The sequence below is a fragment of the Streptomyces tatrensis genome, assembly GCF_049310065.1.
Taxonomy (GTDB): domain Bacteria; phylum Actinomycetota; class Actinomycetes; order Streptomycetales; family Streptomycetaceae; genus Streptomyces.
In genome coordinates, this window is sequence record NZ_JBMDLB010000011.1 from 3,676,583 (window position 1) to 3,693,386 (window position 16,804).

Genomic DNA, 16,804 nt, shown 5'->3' on the forward strand with positions numbered 1-16,804 from the left:
GGGCTGTTCCGTTTATCGGACGAGTTAGGCCGTAACCGTCCGACTATCGGTCCGTTATTCCGTACGAAGGCCGCACGAGCGGCCGATAGGGGGAATCAATGGCCGTCCGATACACGCGGGAACTGCTGGAAGCCGCAGCCCGCGAGACGAGCAACTGGGACGACGCAGTCCGGTGGTGCGGCGGCACGCCGAGCAGCGGCAGCAGGCGCTATCTACGGACGAAGATGCGGGAAGCGGAAATCGACTGTTCCCACTTCCCCACGAAATGGGCACGGCACACGGCGGAGCGACTCCGGGAGCTGGTGGCCGAGTCCACATCCATCTCGGAGGTGGTCAGCCGACTCGGTATCAGCAACGTCGGCGGCAACCAGACACATATCTCGCGGCGGATCGCGGCTCTCGGCATCGACACATCGCATTTCGTCGCCACCCGGAGGCGCCCCAAGGGCTCTCTCGGACCGGCGCTCTCGCTCAGGGATCCGCAGGACGGCCGTGTCCCTGGCCAGCGCTTGCGACGAGAGTTGCTGAAGGTCGGCGTTTCCGAGGAATGCGCCGAGTGCGGCGTCGGCACGATGTGGAACGACAAACCGCTCCGACACGAGGTCGATCACATCAATGGCGAGTGGTGGGACAACCGGCAGGAGAACCTTCGAATCCTCTGCCCCAACTGCCCTGCGGCTACAGACACGTACCGCGGCCGCAAGGCAAGGATGTCGGCATGAGCAAAGTCAGGTACACGCGGGACCGGTTGAGTCGAACCGCGCCACTGGCCACCAGCATGGTCGACTTCATGAGACTTCTGGACACCCTGTTGCTGGCCGGCCCTCGCCGATATCTGCGCGACAGGCTGGCCCACTACGGCATCGACACTTCGCACTTCGCCGACGAGCCACTACCTGAACGGGTCCGGCAGCGGTACACAGTAGAGCGGCTCCGCGAAGCGGCCGCCCACTCGGACAGCATCACGGGAATGCTCGCTTACATGGGCGTCGAGCCATACAACAGCGCCCACGTTCACATCGCCAAGCTCCTCGAACGGTTCGGGATAGACACGTCTCATTTCCCCCGTCGAGGTAGTCCCTCGTCGCGCCACCACTTCACCCTCGAGGAGATCGCACCCGCCGTCGCCGGAGCGAAGAGCATGGCAGGGGTCATGCGCGCGCTCGGCCACCACCCCGTCGACGGCGCCGCACGTGCCAAAGCCAGGCGGAGCATCGAAGAATACGGGCTGGCTACAGAGCACTTCACTGGCCAGGGGCACACCATCGGCCACCCCTCCCCCGCGCGCATGTCGTCGACGGAGATCCTGAGGCGACTCGAAGCCGGCTCCTCTCGCACCAAGACGGCGACGTTGCGCCGAGCCTTGGACGACCTCGGAGTGCCACATACATGCGCGGAGTGTGGCATCGGGAATGTCTGGCGCGGTCGGAGGCTCGTCTTGGAGATCGACCACGTGAACGGCGACCGGCTGGACAACCGCCGGGAGAACCTCCGCTACTTGTGTCCCTCCTGCCACAGCCAGACTCCGACCTTCGCCAAGCGATCAAGGTCGGGTATCCCATCGCAACGAGCCACCGCCGACCAGTAAGGTGGTCGCGCGGGTCCGTACCCCAGCTGGCTAGAGGGCGCCGGTTTAGGTCCGGTGTGTCGTGGGTTCGAATCCCACCGGGCCCACAGCTACGGCCGGTGACCATTTCTGATGGTCACCGGCCGTCGGCATTACCCGCTCAGCCCAGCAGCTCCCTCACCACCGGGACCAAGGCTCGGAAGGCCTGGCCTCGGTGGGAGATGGCGTTCTTTTCCGTCGGCGTGAGTTCCGCGCAGGTGCGGGACTCGTTCAGGGGCTGGAGGATCGGGTCGTAGCCGAAGCCGCCCGTGCCGGCCGGGGTGTGGCGCAGGGTGCCCAGGAGGCGGCCTTCGACCACGCGTTCCGTGCCGTCCGGGAGGGCGAGGGCGGCCGCGCAGAAGAAGTGGGCGCCGCGGTGTTCGTCGGCGATGTCGCCGAGTTGGGCCAGGAGCAGGTCCAGGTTCGCCTTGTCGTCGCCATGGGAACCGGCCCAGCGGGCCGAGAAGATGCCCGGGGCGCCGTTCAGGACGTCCACGCAGAGGCCCGAGTCGTCGGCGACGGCCGGCAGACCGGTGGCCTGGGCCAGGGCGTGGGCCTTGAGGAGGGCGTTCTCGGCGAAGGTGACGCCGGTCTCCTTGACGTCCGGGATCTCCGGGTACGCGTCCGCGCCGACCAGCTCGTGCGGCAGGCCGGCGGCGGACAGGATGGCGTGGAGCTCCGTGACCTTGCCCGCGTTGCGCGTGGCGAGGATCAGGCGGCTGGGAGAGGGCGGAGTCGGCGTCGAGGTCATGACGCCATTATTCCGGTCCGCCCCCCGCGGGCCCGGACCGGGATCAGCCCGGGGTGCAGACCTTCGAGATTTCCTTCGCCGCGTCCGCGACCGGGGTGACGTCGGGGGTCGTGGTACCGCTCTCGATGGAGGTGCGGACGTTCTGGACGGCCGTGTTCATCGAGGAAATGGCCTTGCTCAGGTCGGCGTTGTCCGTCTGGTCGCCGACCTTCTTGAGGTTCTCCTCGATCGCGTTGAGCGCGTTCTGGGCGTCCTGCGGGCTGTTGCCGGCCTGCGAGACGGCCTGCTGGAGGTCGTTGGCGCCGTCCGTGATGGCGACCGCCGTGCTCGCGCAGTCCATCGCGGTCGAGATCGCGTCGCAGGAGGTGATCGCGGGTATGGCGAGCGCTGCCGTCAGGGCGACGGCTGCCAGGCGGTACTTCGACTTCACTTCGGCCCCCAGGGGGATTCGATACTGCGAGGAATCGGATACGTGGACGGGCGCACGGCTTCGACGCCGTGCACCCGTACCCCGAGAGACGCGCGGACGGGCCGCGCGGTTGCCGGCAGCGCTAGAGCGTGAGCTCCAGGGCGCCGAGCTGGAGGGCTTCGAGGTCGGCGCAGCCGCCGGCGGCCAGGTCGAGGAGGGCGTTGAGTTCCTTGCGGTCGAAGGGCTCGCCCTCGGCCGTGCCCTGGACCTCGACGAAGCGGCCGTCGCCGGTGCAGACCACGTTCATGTCGGTCTCGGCGCGCACGTCTTCCTCGTAGCAGAGGTCGAGGAGCGGGACGCCGTCGACGATGCCGACGCTGACGGCGGCGACGGTGCCGGTCAGGGGCTTGCGGCCGGCCTTGATGAGCTTCTTGCCCTGGCCCCAGGAGATGGCGTCGGCCAGGGCGACGTAGGCGCCGGTGATGGCCGCGGTGCGGGTGCCGCCGTCGGCCTGGAGGACGTCGCAGTCCAGGACGATGGTGTTCTCGCCGAGGGCCTTGTAGTCGATGACGGCGCGCAGCGAGCGGCCGATCAGGCGGGAGATCTCGTGGGTGCGGCCGCCGATCTTGCCGCGTACGGATTCGCGGTCGCCGCGGGTGTTCGTGGCGCGGGGCAGCATCGAGTACTCGGAGGTGACCCAGCCTTCGCCGCTGCCCTTGCGCCAGCGCGGGACGCCTTCGCTGAAGGAGGCGGTGCAGAAGACCTTGGTGTCTCCGAAGGAGACGAGGACGGAGCCCTCTGCGTGCTTGCTCCATCCGCGTTCGATGGTGACCGGGCGGAGCTGTTCGGGCGTACGGCCGTCGATGCGAGACATGGGACCGAGCCTAGCCGGTGCGGGCCCGGGCCCGTGTCGCAGCGAGAAGACCCCGTCCGGGTGCGTCCGGTCGGGGTCCTGTCGTACGTACGGGCGCGGGGTGCGGGCGCGCGTACGGCTGTGCGTGAGCCGGTGGGCTCAGCTCACATCATGTCTTCGATGTCGGCGGCGATCGGGTCGGCGTCGGTGCCGATGACGACCTGGATCGCGGTGCCCATCTTGACGACGCCGTGGGCGCCGGCGGCCTTGAGAGCGGCCTCGTCGACCTTGCTCGGGTCGATGACCTCGGTGCGCAGGCGGGTGATGCAGCCCTCGACCTCTTCGATGTTCTCGATGCCGCCGAGCCCGGCGACGATCTTCTCAGCCTTGGTGGCCATGTGTTTCTCCCTGAGTTCTACGAAGAACGAGTCCGACTGACATCCGGCGCCGGCGTGGAGACGCCTGTCGCCCGACCGACCTACCAGGGCGGTCCGCTTCGTCACGGTAGCCCACGATTGGCCCAGCTACGCGGGCACATGCCCGGTATCTGCCGAATGATGATGATCAGCACCAACCTGCCCTCAGGGCGGGTGAAATGCGACCGCAACACAAGTGGTCTACACCAGTGTGCCGCAAGTGTCGCGACTGCCAAAAACGGGCCGGTCAGGGAGGACGCGGATGAGCGCGAGCAGCGCCGCAGCAGTGCCACAGCCGAAGTGGTGGAACGGCTTGTTCCAAGGGCTGCAGAAGATGGGCCGGAGCCTTCAGCTGCCGATCGCCGTACTGCCGGCGGCCGGCATCCTGAACCGGTTCGGCCAGGACGACTTCCTCGGCAAGGACGGCCTGGGCTGGACGACCGTCGCCAAGGTCATGGCTGCCGCGGGCGGCGCCCTGCTCAACGCCGACCTCGGCCTGCCCCTGCTCTTCTGCATCGGCGTCGCGATCGGCATGGCCAAGAAGGCGGACGGCTCGACGGCCCTCGCGGCGGTGGTCGGCTTCCTCGTCTACCGCAGCGTGCTGCGCGTCTTCCCCAAGGACTGCCCGACGGGGACGAAGGACATCGGGGGCGGCTGCCTGGGGCCCGACCAGACCTTCGCCGAGTACACCTTCCAGAACCCGGGGGTGTTCGGCGGCATCATCATGGGCCTGTTGGCCGCCTGGTTCTGGCAGCGCTTCCACCGCGTCAAGCTGGTGGACTGGCTCGGCTTCTTCAACGGCCGCCGCCTGGTCCCGATCATCATGACCTTCGTGGCGATCGCCTTCGCCGTCCTGTGCCTGTTGATCTGGCCGCCGATCGGCGACGCGCTGGAGAGCTTCTCGGACTGGCTGATCAGCCTGGGGTCGTTGGGCGCCGGCATCTTCGGCATCGCGAACCGCGCGCTACTGGTGATCGGCCTGCACCAGTTCCTGAACGTGCCGGTGTGGTTCCAGTTCGGCAGCTACACCAAGCCGGACGGACAGACGGTGCACGGAGACATCCCGATGTTCCTGGCGGGAGACCCGAACGCCGGCCAGTTCCTCACCGGCTTCTTCCCCATCATGATGTTCGCCCTCCCGGCGGCGGCGCTGGCGATCACGCACTGCGCGAAGCCGGCCCGGCGCAAGGAGGTCGGCGGTCTGATGCTGTCGGTCGGCCTGACCTCCTTCGTCACCGGCATCACGGAGCCGCTGGAGTACTCGTTCCTCTTCCTCGCGCCGCTGCTGTACGCGGTGCACGCCGTGCTCACGGGTGTGTCGATGGCGGTGACCTGGGCGTTCGGGGTCAAGGACGGCTTCAGCTTCTCGGCCGGCCTGATCGACTACGCCATCAACTGGAGCCTGGCGACGAAGCCCTGGCTGATCATTCCGATCGGCCTCTGCTTCGCGGTCGTCTACTACGGCATCTTCCGCTTCGCGATCACCAAGTGGGACATCAAGACGCCCGGCCGGGAGTCGGACGAGGAGATCGAAGCGATGCAGGCGGAGAACACCAAGGCGTGAGCCCGGGCGGGACTTCCGGCCCGCGCGAGCCTCGGGCCGGCAGGGGTCCGAAGCACCCCTGAATCCCGGCGGAGGTCCCGCCCGGACCCGCCGACGGCCCTTCGCGGGGGCCGTCGAAAGGCCTCCCGCGCGATGGCGGAAGTCCTGGTCAGAACAGACAAATGCGAGACGAAGGCCTCCGGACCCACAGGGTCCGGAGGCCTTTGCCATGTATGTCCCGGTGTGTCTTCCACCACGGAATTGGTGGGTTCCTTACGCGGACCTCACCGTGCTACAACTGGTCTACACCACTGAGTGGTGTAGACCACGTAGGCCTTTCGGCCCCCGGGTCCCCCGTTCCGAGACTCTGCCAATCCCCCGTTTTCCACGTCTTGGCAGAGCCTTGTCCACTGGAGGAAGACCATGTCCACAGCCACAGCTGCGGAAAAGAAGAAGGGCGCTGGCGTGATGGCCGTCATGCAGCGCATCGGCCGGAGCCTCATGCTCCCCGTTGCGGTGCTGCCCGCCGGCGCGCTCCTGCTCCGCCTGGGTGCAGGCGACATGCTCGGGAAGGACACCCTCCCGACCTTCGTGAACAAGATCGCCGGCTACATGGCCGCCGGTGGTGGCGCGATCCTCGACAACATGGCGCTGCTGTTCGCCGTCGGCATCGCGATCGGCTTCGCCAAGAAGTCGGACGGTTCGACCGCCCTCGCGGCCGTCACCGGATACCTGGTCTTCCAGAAGGTGCTCGCCACCTTCACGGACGGCAACCTGCCGCAGAAGGCCACGGTCGTCGGCGACAAGATCGTCATGGTGGACGCTCCGGTCAACGCCGGCGTCCTCGGCGGCGTCGTGATGGGCATCATCACCGCCCTGCTGTACCAGAAGTTCTACCGGACCAAGCTGCCGGACTGGGCGGGCTTCTTCGGCGGCCGCCGCCTCGTTCCGATCCTCTCCGCCTTCGCGGGCCTGGCCACCGGCATCGTCTTCGGTCTCATCTGGCCGGTCCTCGGCTCTGGTCTGCACAGCTTCGGTGAGTGGCTGACCGGCTCCGGCGCCGTGGGCGCGGGCATCTTCGGTGTCGCCAACCGTGCGCTGATCCCGATCGGCATGCACCACCTGCTGAACTCCTTCCCGTGGTTCCAGGCCGGCTCCTTCGACACCCCGACCGGTGCCGTCCACGGTGACATCGGCCGCTTCCTCGCCGGTGACCCGACCGCCGGACAGTTCATGACCGGCTTCTTCCCGATCATGATGTTCGCCCTCCCGGCCGCCTGCCTCGCGATCGTCCACTGCGCGCGCCCCGAGCGCCGCAAGGTCGTCGGCGGCATGATGTTCTCCCTCGCGCTCACCGCCTTCGTGACCGGTGTGACCGAGCCGATCGAGTTCACCTTCATGTTCATCGCCCCGGTCCTCTACGCGATCCACGCGGTACTGACCGGTGTCTCCCTGGCCCTGACCTGGGCCCTGGGCATGCGTGACGGCTTCGGCTTCTCCGCTGGTGCGGTCGACTTCGTCCTGAACCTCGGCATCGCGAACAACCCGTGGGGCCTGGCCGGCATCGGCCTCTGCTTCGCGGTCGTCTACTACTTCGTCTTCCGCTTCGCCATCACCAAGTGGAACCTGCCGACGCCGGGCCGCGAGTCCGACGAGGAGCTCGCCGAGCTCCTCAAGGCCGAGGCCAAGTAAGCACGTAGGCCCCGTACGCAAGAAGCCCCCGCTCTCCCGGAAGGGAGGGCGGGGGCTTTCGCGTATCCGTCCGGAGGGCCGGGGCCCGGCTCAGACCTCGTACACCGCGCCCGTGTACGCCAGCTCCACCGGGCCGTCGTAGACCGCGCGGGCGTCGGCCAGGTTGCGTTCGGCGTCCGTCCACGGCGGGATGTGGGTCAGGACGAGCCGGCCGGCGCGGCCGGAGCGGGCGATCTCGCCGGCCTCGCGCCCGTTGAGGTGGAGGTCGGGGATGTCCTCCTTGCCGTGGGTGAAGGAGGCCTCGCACAGGAACAGGTCGGTGTCCTCGGCGAGCAGGCCCAGCTCGGGGCAGACGCCCGTGTCGCCGGAGTAGGTGAGCGAGCGGCCGCCGTGCTCGACGCGGATCCCGTAGGACTCGACCGGGTGGCAGACCTTCTCGGTGCGGACCTGGAACGGGCCGATCTCGAAGGTGCCGGACTTCAGGGTCCGGAAGTCGAAGACCTCGCTCATGGAGCGCTCGTCGGGGACGTCCTCGTAGGCGGTGGAAAGCCGCTTCTCGGTGCCCTCGGGGCCGTAGACGGGGATGGTGCCGCAGCGGCCGCCCTCGTGGCGGTAGAAGCGGGCGACGAAGTAGGCGCACATGTCGATGCAGTGATCGGCGTGCAGGTGGCTGAGGAAGATCGCGTCGAGATCGTAGAGCCCGATGTGCCGCTGGAGCTCGCCGAGGGAGCCGTTGCCCATGTCGAGGAGCAGCCGGAAGCCGTCGGCCTCGACGAGGTAGCTCGAACAGGCCGATTCCGCGGACGGGAACGAGCCCGAACAGCCGACGACGGTGAGCTTCATGGAGCGTGAACCTCCGTGGACGGTCCGTGGACGGAATGCGGGCCGTGCGTGGGTCGAGCGTAAGGCGCGAAAGGTCCGGTCGCTCCTCCGCGGCAGGCCGTTGTGGGGCGAATCACCTGTGCTGTCACCCGGGGGAGCGACGGGGTGGACCCGGGTTGCCGTTCGGCACAGCGTCGCGCGTGCCGTCGGCGTGCCGCTGGTGTGCTGCTGGTGTGCTGCTGGTGTGCTGCTGGCGTGCCACAGCCGCGCCGCTGCCATGCCGGGGGCGCCCGGCAGGACTACGGTCGGAGTATGGACACGTCCTGGTGGCCGGCGGTCGCCGCGGTGGTGGTCGTGATCCTGCTGGTGCTCCTCCCCCGGCGGGTACGGCGGGCCGCGGATCCGCCGCACGGACCCGGACCGCTGCCGCGGCCGGAGGCCGGTGAGCTGTGGTCCCTGGAGGACGGCCGCCCCGTCCTGGTGCTGGGCGTACGGGGCCACCGGGCGCGGATCGCGCGGATCACCGGGAAGTACGACGACCGGAGCGCCGGGGTGATCCCGCTGCCGCCGGGGGTGGTGGGGGCGCGGGGCGGGTTCCTGGAGGCGGACCGGGTCGTGGAGGTGTCGGTATGGGAGTTCGCGCGGGCGCGGCTGCTGGGGACGGTGGATCCGGCGGTGTGGGACGAGGTGAAGGGTCTCGGGGGCCTCGGAGGCCCCGGGTCGTCCGGCTGAAGCGGGTCCCTTCTTGACGCGCCGCTCGCGCGGTGCGGCCCTGGCGGGCCTTACCGGCTTCGCGCCGCTGCGCCGGACTCCGTCCGGCGGTGGTTGGTCGGCGTGCCCGCCACTGCCGTCCCGGGGCAGGGCCGGTGGGCGGGTGCGGGTGGGTCGGCCCTGCGGGGCGAAGTCCCCTACCCGCCCTTCCACCGTTCCCCGGGCTCTGCCCGGACCCGCGCCTCAAACGCCGGCGGGGCTGGAATTGCCCTGCGGGCAATCCAGCCCCGACCGGGCAGAATCCAGCCCCTCCGGCGTTTGAGGAGCAGGGGTCCGGGGGCTGGCCCCCGGCAACGGCGCCGCACCCGGGACTCCTCGCCGTGCAGCGGCACCCGGGCCAGCGGGGCCGGGGTGGAGTCGGGTCGCCTCTCCGCCGTCGGGGGCTACGCCCAGAGCTGGCCCTGGAGGGCTTCGATGGCTTCTTCCGTGGTGGCCGCCGTGTAGACGCCCGTCGAGAGGTACTTCCAGCCGCCGTCGGCGACGACGAAGACGATGTCGGCCGACTCGCCCGCCGCGACCGCCTTGCGGCCCACGCCGATCGCCGCGTGCAGGGCCGCGCCCGTGGAGACGCCGGCGAAGATGCCCTCCTGCTGGAGGAGCTCCCGGGTGCGGGTGACCGCGTCCGCCGAGCCCACCGAGAAGCGGGTCGTCAGGACCGAGGCGTCGTACAGCTCGGGGACGAAGCCCTCGTCGAGGTTGCGCAGCCCGTAGACGAGGTCGTCGTAGCGCGGTTCCGCCGCGACGATCTTGATGCCCGGGACGTGTTCGCGCAGGTAGCGGCCGACGCCCATGAGGGTTCCGGTGGTGCCGAGGCCGGCCACGAAGTGGGTGATCGAGGGGAGGTCCGTGAGGATCTCCGGGCCGGTCGTGGCGTAGTGGGCGCCCGCGTTGTCGGGGTTGCCGTACTGGTAGAGCATCACCCAGGAGGGGTTCTCCGCAGCCAGTTCCTTCGCGACGCGGACGGCCGTGTTCGAGCCGCCCGCCGCCGGCGACGGGATGATCTCGGCTCCCCACATGGCCAGCAGGTCGCGCCGCTCCTGAGAGGTGTTCTCCGGCATGACGCACACGATCTTGTAGCCCTTGAGCTTCGCGGCCATGGCGAGGGAGATGCCCGTGTTGCCGGAGGTGGGCTCCAGGATCGTGCAGCCGGGGTACAGCCGGCCGTCCTTCTCGGCCTGCTCGACCATGTGGAGCGCGGGGCGGTCCTTGATCGAGCCGGTCGGGTTGCGGTCCTCCAGCTTCGCCCAGATGCGGACGTCGTCCGAGGGCGAGAGCCGGGGCAGGCGTACCAGCGGCGTGTTGCCGACCGCGGCCAGGGGGGAGTCGTAGCGCATTACTTCGATCCGCCGGCTACGGCCGGGAGGATGGTGACGTTGTCGCCGTCCTTGAGCGCGGTGGAGATGCCGTCGAGGAAGCGGACGTCCTCGTCGTTGAGGTAGACGTTGACGAAGCGGCGCAGCTCGCCGCCCTTGGCCTCGTCGACGATGCGCTCCTGGATGCCCTTGTGGCGGCTCTCCAGGTCGGTGAAGAGGTCGGCCAGCGTGGCGCCCTCACCCGTGACGGCCTTCTCGCCGTTGGTGTAGGTGCGGAGGATGGTGGGGATGCGGACCTCGATGGCCATGGCAGGCTCCAGTCAGGATGGTGAAGGGAAGCGGGCGAAGCGAAGCGGAGCAGGCGTGAGCCGCCGTGGCCCGGGTGGGGGCCGTCGGGGCTCAGGCGGCAGTACAGATGGCGCTGGCGAGGCGGCACAGGTCGACGTGCAGCCGCGCCACAAGCAGCAGCCTGCCGGGCGTCTCGATGCTCACGTCGTGGGAAACCATGCGGTCATGTTAACGATTCCCGGTCCCTGGTTTGGAGTGTGATCCCGCATTGTGGACGGATATCGCTCACATACTGAGAAGTAGCCCTGTGCCGGTGCCTCAGTAGGCCGCTACGACCTGCACTTCTTCCTCCGTGATCACGCCTTCGACGATCCGGTACGACCGGAACTGGAACTCCCCGAGGCCGTCCTTGTCGGCGGTGGAGACCAGCACGTAGTGCGCGCCGGGCTCGTTCGCGTACGTGACGTCGGTGCGCGAGGGGTAGGCCTCGGTCGCGGTGTGCGAGTGGTAGACGATGACGGGCTCTTCGTCCCGGTCGTCCAGATCGCGGTAGAGCTTGAGCAGGTCCTTCGAGTCGAACTCGTAGAACGTGGGCGACCGGGCCGCGTTCAGCATCGGTACGAACCGCTCCGGGCGGTCCGTGCCCGCCGGGCCGGCGACCACGCCGCAGGCCTCGTCGGGGTGGTCCTGACGGGCGTGCGCGACGATCTGGTCGTGGAGGGCCTGGGTGATGGTCAGCATGAGCGACAGGATAAGCAGACGGGCCCTCCCGTACCGAGGACTGGTACGGGAGGGCCCATATCCTGGACCAGCACAGCGTGGACACGGGCCCTTGCGCACAGGGGCTCGCACCGCAAAGCACGCGGTTCCCGGCCGTGACAGGCGGCCGGGACCCACGGTTCGGACGGGCCCCTACGAGGCCTTGGTGAAGGCGGCGCCGCGCGGGTCGCGGGACTTCATCACCAGATAGCAGACGCCCAGCAGCAGGCCCCACAGGGGCGCGCAGTAGAGGGAGACCCGGGCGTCCTTGTCGATGCCCATCATCACGATGACCATGCCGATGAAGGCCAGGGCGAAGTAGCTCGTGAACGGGGCGCCGGGGGCGCGGAACGGGGACTTGGGGAGGTCGCCGCGGTCGGAGGCGGCGCGGTAGCGGATCTGGCAGACCAGGATCATGATCCAGGCCCACATGCCGGAGATGGTGGCGAAGGAGACGACGTAGTCGAAGGCCTTGCCGGGGGCGACGTAGTTGATCCAGACGCCGACCAGCATCAGGGCAGCCGAGAAGCTGGTGCCGATGAGCGGGGTGCCGCTCTTGGTGAGCTTGGTGAAGAACTTCGGGCCCTGGCCGTTGAGGGCGAGGTCGCGCAGCATGCGGCCGGTGGAGTACATGCCCGAGTTGCAGGAGGACAGGGCCGCGGTCAGGACGACGAAGTTGACGATCGCGGCGCCGACGCCGAGGCCCATCTTCTCGAAGGCGGCGACGAAGGGGCTGACGCCGGGCTGGAACTCGTGCCACGGGACTACCGACAGGATCATGATGAGCGCGCCGACGTAGAAGACGGCGATGCGCCACGGCACGGTGTTGATGGCCTTGGGCAGGGTCTTCTCGGGGTCCTTGGACTCGCCGGCGGTGACGCCGACCAGTTCGACGGCGAGGAAGGCGAACATCACGATCTGCAGGGTCATCAGCGTGCCGCCGAGGCCCTTGGGGAAGAAGCCGCCGTCGTTCCACAGGTTGGAGACGGTGGCGGTGTCCGCGGCGTCGGAGAAGCCGATGGTGAGGATGCCGGCGCAGATCAGGATCATGCCGACGATGGCGGTGACCTTGACCATGGAGAACCAGAACTCCAGCTCGCCGAAGAGCTTCACGGAGATCAGGTTGGCGCCGTAGAGGATGACGGTGAAGATCAGCGCGTACGCCCATTGCGGGAAGCTGTCGTGGGTCCAGTACGACATGTACTGCGCCGCGGCGGTGACTTCGGTGATGCCGGTGACGACCCAGAAGAGCCAGTAGGTCCAGCCGGTCACGTATCCCCAGAAGGGGCCGAGGAACTCCCGGGCGTAGTCCGAGAAGGAGCCGGACACCGGGCGGTACATGAGCAGTTCGCCCAGGGCCCGCATGATGAAGAAGATGACCAGGCCCGCGATGGCGTAGGCCAGGATCAGGCTGGGTCCGGCCTTGGAGATGGCCTTGCCGGCGCCCAGGAAGAGGCCGGTGCCGATGGCTCCGCCGATCGCGATCATCTGGATCTGGCGGGCTCCGAGTGCGCGGTGGTAGCCGTCGCCCCCGGTCGTGTCGTGCTGCTGCTCGTCGACCTGTACGGAGGTCATGTCTTGGTGCGCCTTTCTCCACGCCGACCCGCGCCATGGCTGGCAGCGGATCGGGTCCTCGATCCCCCGGATACGGATGGAGTTGCACCCGGCGGTCAGCCGGTTCAAGCGGGCCGGGGGCATGGGTGGCGCCCCGTCGGCGGCCGCGCAAGATTTATCACGGGCTTACCGGTGCATGAGGGCAGAAAATGTGACGCAGGGCATAAAAAAATCAGGACAGAGGTCCTGAAATGGATCAGATCACCACATCGTGGTGATCTGATCGTTATCCGGATTTGAGCGTCCGCTGAGCGAACGGGCGGCCCGCTTGAGGATCTTCAGAGGGTTCCGCGGAGGATCCCTCAGAGGGTGTCGGTGAGCGTCTCGACGAGGGTCTCCTGGAGACCGCCGAGCCAGAGGTACGCCATCACCATCGGCTTGCGCGGATCGTCGTCCGGCAGCCGGAACAGCACGGCGCTCTCGTCGTCCTCCGTGATGTCGAGGCGGGCCGCGATGGTGAGCCGCAGGTCGTTCAGGGCGCCGAGCCAGCGCAGCCGCAGTTCCCCGCCGACCTCCAGGACGGCCGCCCCGTCGCCGGCCGGGCTCAGCCCGTCCAGGCTGCGTACGACGGCCAGCGCGTCCTCCCGCTTGCGGGTGCGCAGGTCGTTCTCGGTGAAGCGGCGGAACTCGGCCGAGTGGGCCCGCAGCTCCTCCGTGTCGGCTTCGGGGCCGGTCTCCGGGCCGCCGTAGGCGTCGGGGAAGAGCCGGGCCAGTGCCGGGTCGGAGGGGGGCTCGGTCGGTCCGTCGGAGGCGGCGAAGAGCGCGGCCAGCGGGTCGGCGTCCGGTTCGGGCTCCGGCTCGCCGGGGCCGATGAGTTCCAGCAGCTGCACGGCCAGGGAGCGCAGGATCGAGATCTCGATCTCGTCCAGCGCGATGGCGGCCCCGCCGGCCTTCAGGGGCTCGAAGACGCCGCCCATCAGTTGCGGTCCTGGGACATGGTCGCCCAGAGGCCGTAGCCGTGCATGGCCTGCACGTCCCGTTCCATCTCCTCGCGGCTGCCGCTGGAGACGACCGCCCGACCCTTGTGGTGGACGTCCATCATCAGCTTGTTCGCCTTGTCCTTGGAGTAGCCGAAGTAGGCCTGGAACACGTACGTCACGTAGCTCATGAGGTTGACCGGGTCGTTGTGCACCAGGGTCACCCACGGGACGTCGGGTTCGGGGACCGCGAAGGTCTCTTCGGCCGATTCGGTGCGTTCGATCTCAATGGGAGCAACACTCACTTGTCCCATGCTGCCACTGACAGGGGCCCGTCGCACAAACGGGCCCCTACATCTCGTCACTTTGACGAGATGTGCGCTAGCATCCGTCGCATGAACCCTGCGGACCTGGGCCTGCCGGTGGACGTGCCGTCGACAGCGCTCTTCACGGACCATTACGAGCTCACGATGTTGCAGGCCGCGCTGGCCAACGGCACGGCCGACCGGCGCTCGGTCTTCGAGGTGTTCACCCGCCGGCTCCCCGAGGGGCGCCGCTACGGTGTGATCGCGGGGACCGGCCGGGTGCTCGACGCGGTGGAGAACTTCCGCTTCGACGGCGCCGTACTGGAGTTCCTGCGCGAGCGCAGCGTCGTCGACGCCCACACCCTCGACTGGCTCGCCTCCTACCGCTTCTCCGGCGACATCTGGGGCTACCCGGAGGGCGAGGTCTACTTCCCCGGCTCGCCGGTCCTGCGCGTCGAGGGCAGCTTCGCCGAGTGCGTGCTGCTGGAGACCGTGATCCTGTCGATCCTCAACCACGACTCGGCGATCGCCGCGGCCGCCTCCCGGATGGCCACGGCCGCCGGCGGCCGGCCACTGGTCGAGATGGGCGCCCGGCGCACGCACGAGCTGGCGGCCGTCGCCTCGGCGCGCGCCGCGTACGTCGGCGGCTTCACCTCGACCTCGGACCTTGCGGCCGGCTTCCGGTACGGGATCCCGACGGTCGGCACGAGCGCGCACGCCTTCACCCTGCTGCACGACAGCGAGCGGGACGCCTTCACCGCCCAGGTCGCCTCGCTGGGCAGCGGCACCACGCTGCTGGTGGACACCTACGACGTGGCGGAGGCGGTCCGGACGGCCGTGGAGGTCGCCGGGACGGACCTGGGCGCCGTCCGGATCGACTCCGGGGACCTGCTGCTGGTCGCGCACCGGGTGCGCCAGCAGCTCGACGAGCTGGGGGCGACCGCGACGAAGATCGTGGTGACCTCGGACCTCGACGAGTACGCGATCGCCTCGCTGGCGGCCGCGCCGGTGGACGCGTACGGGGTCGGCACCCAGCTGGTGACGGGCAGCGGGCACCCGACGTGCTCGATGGTCTACAAGCTGGTGGCGCGGGCGGCCTCGGCCGATCCCAAGGCGCCGCTGGTGTCGGTGGCGAAGAAGTCCTCGGGCGGCAAGACCTCCGTCGGGGGGCGCAAGTGGGCGGCCCGCCGGGTCGACTCCGAGGGGGTCGCCGAGGCGGAGGTCCTCGGGACCGGGCCGGTGCCGGCGGCACTGGCGGACGAGCAGCTCCTGGTGGAACTGGTCAAGGGCGGCGAGGTCGTGGCCCGCGAGTCCCTGGAGACGGCCCGCGACCGCCACCGCGAGGTTCTGGCGGGGCTGCCGCTGTCCGCGACGCAGCTCTCGCGCGGCGAGGCCGTGATCCCGACCGAGTACGCGTAGCGCCGGGGCGGGGCGGGGCCGCAAGCCCGGCGCAGCCGGGGCCCCTGGGGCTCCGCCCCAGACCCCGCTCCTCAAACGCCGGAGGGGCTGGATTCGGCGCGGGTGCGCAGCGCCCGTGGGGGGTCTGGGGCGGAGCCCCCAGTTTCGGGAAGGGGCGGGGTGGGGGAAGAGCCCCCGCAGGGTCCCCGCCCACCACACACCAAGCCGAAGGGCACCGGACATGCACCGCGCACTGATCGTCGTCGACGTACAGAACGACTTCTGCGAGGGCGGCAGCCTCGCGGTCACCGGCGGAGCCGACATCGCCGCCGCCATCACCGAGCTCATCGGCCAGGCCACCGCCGGCTACCGGCACGTCGTCGCCACCCGCGACCACCACATCGACCCCGGGTCCCACTTCGCGCACCCCCCGGCCCAGCCGGACTACGAGACCTCCTGGCCGGTGCACTGCGTCGCCGGGACCGAGGGCGTGGGCTTCCACCCGAACTTCGCGCCCGCCGTCGCCTCGGGGGCCGTGGCCGCCGTGTTCGACAAGGGTGCCTACGAAGCGGCGTACAGCGGCTTCGAGGGCGCGGACGAGAACGGCCGCGGGCTCACGCAGTGGCTGCACGACCGGCAGGTCACCGAGGTCGACGTGGTCGGCATCGCCACCGACCACTGCGTGAAGGCCACCGCCCTGGACGCGGCCCGCGCGGGGTTCCGTACGCACGTGCTGCTGGACCTGACGGCCGGAGTCGCCCCGCACACCACGGCCCGCGCGCTGGCCGAGCTCCGGGAAGCCGGTGTGGAGCTGAGCGGGACCCCGGTGGTGGCCGGCTGACACCGGGCACCGGCGGGGGCGCCCGCAGGCCGCCCGCGGGGCTCCTGCGGGGCGGCCCGGCCCGGCCCCGTCCGGTCACCCCAGCAGGGCCCTGATCGGGTGCCACAGCTCCGTCGCCCGGTCGGGCGCGCAGCGCCAGAGCAGGCCGTCGGGGTGGTGCAGGACGGCCGTGATCTCGTCCGGGGTGGGCGGCGCCGCGTTGCCGCGCAGGTAGACGGCGCGCAGTCCGAGGTTCCGCAGCCTGGTCAGGGCGCGGGCCCGGTTCACCGCGTGCACCAGCACGCGGACGTTTCCACCGTCGGTCACAGCGTCGGCGCCGCCGTCGATGGCGCCCTTGACGGCGCCTTCCACGGACGGTCTGGGCAGCGTGAGCGCGACGACCACGCTGCCGCCTGGCAATCGGACGAATCCTCCACCGGGCATGTCTTCATCTCCCCCGTCAATAAGAAACTCAGCCCACGCATCTAAACGCGATCGGCCGCCGCCCGCTAGGGGGCGACGGCCGA

Annotated in this window: 20 protein-coding genes and 1 tRNA gene; 8 read left to right on the forward strand and 13 right to left on the reverse strand. The window is 69.5% G+C overall.

Going from position 1 to position 16,804, the window contains the following annotated elements; genetic code table 11:
• The first annotated feature begins 98 nt into the window (after nt 1-98).
• From ACODT5_RS32395 to ACODT5_RS32405, 3 genes are all read left to right on the forward strand, one after another.
• Nucleotides 99-722, forward strand: coding sequence for an HNH endonuclease family protein (locus ACODT5_RS32395; RefSeq protein ID WP_422522674.1), 624 nt, complete (start codon nt 99-101; stop codon nt 720-722).
• Complete coding sequence (locus tag ACODT5_RS32400) at nt 719-1,588, forward strand: HNH endonuclease (protein ID WP_422522675.1); 870 nt, start codon at nt 719-721, stop codon at nt 1,586-1,588. Before ACODT5_RS32395 ends, ACODT5_RS32400 begins: the two co-directional genes overlap by 4 nt.
• 11 nt (nt 1,589-1,599) lie before the next feature.
• A tRNA-Leu gene (locus ACODT5_RS32405) sits at nt 1,600-1,674 on the forward strand.
• Between the two features lie 53 nt (nt 1,675-1,727).
• Here the strand turns inward: ACODT5_RS32405 and rdgB are convergent.
• From rdgB to ACODT5_RS32425, 4 genes are all read right to left on the reverse strand, one after another.
• Nucleotides 1,728-2,357: an RdgB/HAM1 family non-canonical purine NTP pyrophosphatase gene (gene rdgB, locus ACODT5_RS32410; RefSeq protein ID WP_422522676.1), complete on the reverse strand. Its 630-nt coding sequence runs from the start codon at nt 2,355-2,357 to the stop codon at nt 1,728-1,730.
• A 43-nt stretch (nt 2,358-2,400) separates the two neighbouring features.
• The gene (locus ACODT5_RS32415) at nt 2,401-2,787 is read right to left on the reverse strand and encodes a hypothetical protein (protein WP_356509078.1); all 387 of its coding nucleotides are present in this window, start codon (nt 2,785-2,787) and stop codon (nt 2,401-2,403) included.
• 121 nt (nt 2,788-2,908) lie between these two features.
• Nucleotides 2,909-3,640, reverse strand: a complete 732-nt coding sequence (rph, locus tag ACODT5_RS32420) for a ribonuclease PH (RefSeq protein ID WP_250741140.1) — start codon at nt 3,638-3,640, stop codon at nt 2,909-2,911.
• 143 nt (nt 3,641-3,783) lie between these two features.
• On the reverse strand, nt 3,784-4,122 hold the full coding sequence (locus ACODT5_RS32425; RefSeq protein WP_422522677.1) for a PTS sugar transporter subunit IIB: 339 nt from the start codon (nt 4,120-4,122) through the stop codon (nt 3,784-3,786).
• A 175-nt stretch (nt 4,123-4,297) separates the two neighbouring features.
• Between ACODT5_RS32425 and ACODT5_RS32430 the strand changes: the two genes are divergently transcribed.
• Both ACODT5_RS32430 and ACODT5_RS32435 read left to right on the forward strand, forming a co-directional pair.
• Nucleotides 4,298-5,599, forward strand: a complete 1,302-nt coding sequence (locus tag ACODT5_RS32430; protein ID WP_422522678.1) for a PTS transporter subunit EIIC — start codon at nt 4,298-4,300, stop codon at nt 5,597-5,599.
• A gap of 402 nt (nt 5,600-6,001) precedes the next feature.
• The gene (locus ACODT5_RS32435) at nt 6,002-7,270 is read left to right on the forward strand and encodes a PTS transporter subunit EIIC (RefSeq protein WP_422522679.1); all 1,269 of its coding nucleotides are present in this window, start codon (nt 6,002-6,004) and stop codon (nt 7,268-7,270) included.
• Between the two features lie 90 nt (nt 7,271-7,360).
• Here the strand turns inward: ACODT5_RS32435 and ACODT5_RS32440 are convergent, their stop codons facing one another.
• Complete coding sequence (locus ACODT5_RS32440; RefSeq protein WP_385372375.1) at nt 7,361-8,113, reverse strand: MBL fold metallo-hydrolase; 753 nt, start codon at nt 8,111-8,113, stop codon at nt 7,361-7,363.
• Between the two features lie 291 nt (nt 8,114-8,404).
• On the opposite strand from ACODT5_RS32440, the gene ACODT5_RS32445 reads away from it, so the two are divergent.
• Complete coding sequence (locus ACODT5_RS32445) at nt 8,405-8,824, forward strand: hypothetical protein (protein WP_422522680.1); 420 nt, start codon at nt 8,405-8,407, stop codon at nt 8,822-8,824.
• 422 nt (nt 8,825-9,246) lie between these two features.
• Here ACODT5_RS32445 and ACODT5_RS32450 read toward each other — a convergent pair whose 3' ends face one another.
• From ACODT5_RS32450 to clpS, 7 genes are all read right to left on the reverse strand, one after another.
• Nucleotides 9,247-10,197 carry a PLP-dependent cysteine synthase family protein gene (locus tag ACODT5_RS32450; protein ID WP_422522681.1) on the reverse strand — a complete coding sequence of 317 codons (951 nt, stop codon included), beginning with the start codon at nt 10,195-10,197 and terminating at the stop codon, nt 9,247-9,249.
• Nucleotides 10,197-10,484 carry a MoaD/ThiS family protein gene (locus tag ACODT5_RS32455; protein WP_422522682.1) on the reverse strand — a complete coding sequence of 96 codons (288 nt, stop codon included), beginning with the start codon at nt 10,482-10,484 and terminating at the stop codon, nt 10,197-10,199. Before ACODT5_RS32455 ends, ACODT5_RS32450 begins: the two co-directional genes overlap by 1 nt.
• A gap of 91 nt (nt 10,485-10,575) precedes the next feature.
• Complete coding sequence (locus ACODT5_RS32460; protein ID WP_323182362.1) at nt 10,576-10,683, reverse strand: putative leader peptide; 108 nt, start codon at nt 10,681-10,683, stop codon at nt 10,576-10,578.
• Between the two features lie 99 nt (nt 10,684-10,782).
• Entirely contained in the window at nt 10,783-11,205 is a 423-nt protein-coding gene (locus tag ACODT5_RS32465; RefSeq protein WP_385372363.1) for a M67 family metallopeptidase, read from the reverse strand.
• A 171-nt stretch (nt 11,206-11,376) separates the two neighbouring features.
• Entirely contained in the window at nt 11,377-12,798 is a 1,422-nt protein-coding gene (locus ACODT5_RS32470) for an amino acid permease (protein WP_422522683.1), read from the reverse strand.
• A gap of 341 nt (nt 12,799-13,139) precedes the next feature.
• Complete coding sequence (locus ACODT5_RS32475; protein ID WP_422522684.1) at nt 13,140-13,754, reverse strand: DUF2017 domain-containing protein; 615 nt, start codon at nt 13,752-13,754, stop codon at nt 13,140-13,142.
• On the reverse strand, nt 13,754-14,068 hold the full coding sequence (gene clpS / locus ACODT5_RS32480; RefSeq protein ID WP_243337276.1) for an ATP-dependent Clp protease adapter ClpS: 315 nt from the start codon (nt 14,066-14,068) through the stop codon (nt 13,754-13,756). Before clpS ends, ACODT5_RS32475 begins: the two co-directional genes overlap by 1 nt.
• A gap of 81 nt (nt 14,069-14,149) precedes the next feature.
• On the opposite strand from clpS, the gene ACODT5_RS32485 reads away from it, so the two are divergent.
• Together ACODT5_RS32485 and ACODT5_RS32490 are read left to right on the forward strand one after the other, a co-directional pair.
• Nucleotides 14,150-15,478, forward strand: coding sequence for a nicotinate phosphoribosyltransferase (locus ACODT5_RS32485; RefSeq protein WP_422522685.1), 1,329 nt, complete (start codon nt 14,150-14,152; stop codon nt 15,476-15,478).
• A 220-nt stretch (nt 15,479-15,698) separates the two neighbouring features.
• Complete coding sequence (locus ACODT5_RS32490) at nt 15,699-16,298, forward strand: isochorismatase family protein (protein ID WP_422522686.1); 600 nt, start codon at nt 15,699-15,701, stop codon at nt 16,296-16,298.
• A 75-nt stretch (nt 16,299-16,373) separates the two neighbouring features.
• On the opposite strand, the gene ACODT5_RS32495 is transcribed toward ACODT5_RS32490, so the two are convergent.
• Entirely contained in the window at nt 16,374-16,721 is a 348-nt protein-coding gene (locus ACODT5_RS32495; protein WP_422522687.1) for a hypothetical protein, read from the reverse strand.
• Between the last annotated feature and the right edge of the window lie 83 nt (nt 16,722-16,804).

Coding starts and splice junctions, on each gene's coding strand:
- ACODT5_RS32465 (WP_385372363.1), bottom strand. CDS start 11,205: ATGCTGACCATCACCCAGGCCCTCCACGACCAGATCGTCGCGCACGCC.
- ACODT5_RS32445 (WP_422522680.1), top strand. CDS start 8,405: ATGGACACGTCCTGGTGGCCGGCGGTCGCCGCGGTGGTGGTCGTGATC.
- ACODT5_RS32395 (WP_422522674.1), top strand. CDS start 99: ATGGCCGTCCGATACACGCGGGAACTGCTGGAAGCCGCAGCCCGCGAG.
- rph (WP_250741140.1), bottom strand. CDS start 3,640: ATGTCTCGCATCGACGGCCGTACGCCCGAACAGCTCCGCCCGGTCACC.
- ACODT5_RS32460 (WP_323182362.1), bottom strand. CDS start 10,683: ATGGTTTCCCACGACGTGAGCATCGAGACGCCCGGCAGGCTGCTGCTT.
- ACODT5_RS32495 (WP_422522687.1), bottom strand. CDS start 16,721: ATGCCCGGTGGAGGATTCGTCCGATTGCCAGGCGGCAGCGTGGTCGTC.
- ACODT5_RS32430 (WP_422522678.1), top strand. CDS start 4,298: ATGAGCGCGAGCAGCGCCGCAGCAGTGCCACAGCCGAAGTGGTGGAAC.
- ACODT5_RS32450 (WP_422522681.1), bottom strand. CDS start 10,197: ATGCGCTACGACTCCCCCCTGGCCGCGGTCGGCAACACGCCGCTGGTA.
- rdgB (WP_422522676.1), bottom strand. CDS start 2,357: ATGACCTCGACGCCGACTCCGCCCTCTCCCAGCCGCCTGATCCTCGCC.
- ACODT5_RS32485 (WP_422522685.1), top strand. CDS start 14,150: ATGAACCCTGCGGACCTGGGCCTGCCGGTGGACGTGCCGTCGACAGCG.
- ACODT5_RS32470 (WP_422522683.1), bottom strand. CDS start 12,798: ATGACCTCCGTACAGGTCGACGAGCAGCAGCACGACACGACCGGGGGC.
- ACODT5_RS32455 (WP_422522682.1), bottom strand. CDS start 10,484: ATGGCCATCGAGGTCCGCATCCCCACCATCCTCCGCACCTACACCAAC.
- ACODT5_RS32440 (WP_385372375.1), bottom strand. CDS start 8,113: ATGAAGCTCACCGTCGTCGGCTGTTCGGGCTCGTTCCCGTCCGCGGAA.
- ACODT5_RS32475 (WP_422522684.1), bottom strand. CDS start 13,754: ATGGGCGGCGTCTTCGAGCCCCTGAAGGCCGGCGGGGCCGCCATCGCG.
- ACODT5_RS32435 (WP_422522679.1), top strand. CDS start 6,002: ATGTCCACAGCCACAGCTGCGGAAAAGAAGAAGGGCGCTGGCGTGATG.
- ACODT5_RS32400 (WP_422522675.1), top strand. CDS start 719: ATGAGCAAAGTCAGGTACACGCGGGACCGGTTGAGTCGAACCGCGCCA.
- clpS (WP_243337276.1), bottom strand. CDS start 14,068: ATGGGACAAGTGAGTGTTGCTCCCATTGAGATCGAACGCACCGAATCG.
- ACODT5_RS32490 (WP_422522686.1), top strand. CDS start 15,699: ATGCACCGCGCACTGATCGTCGTCGACGTACAGAACGACTTCTGCGAG.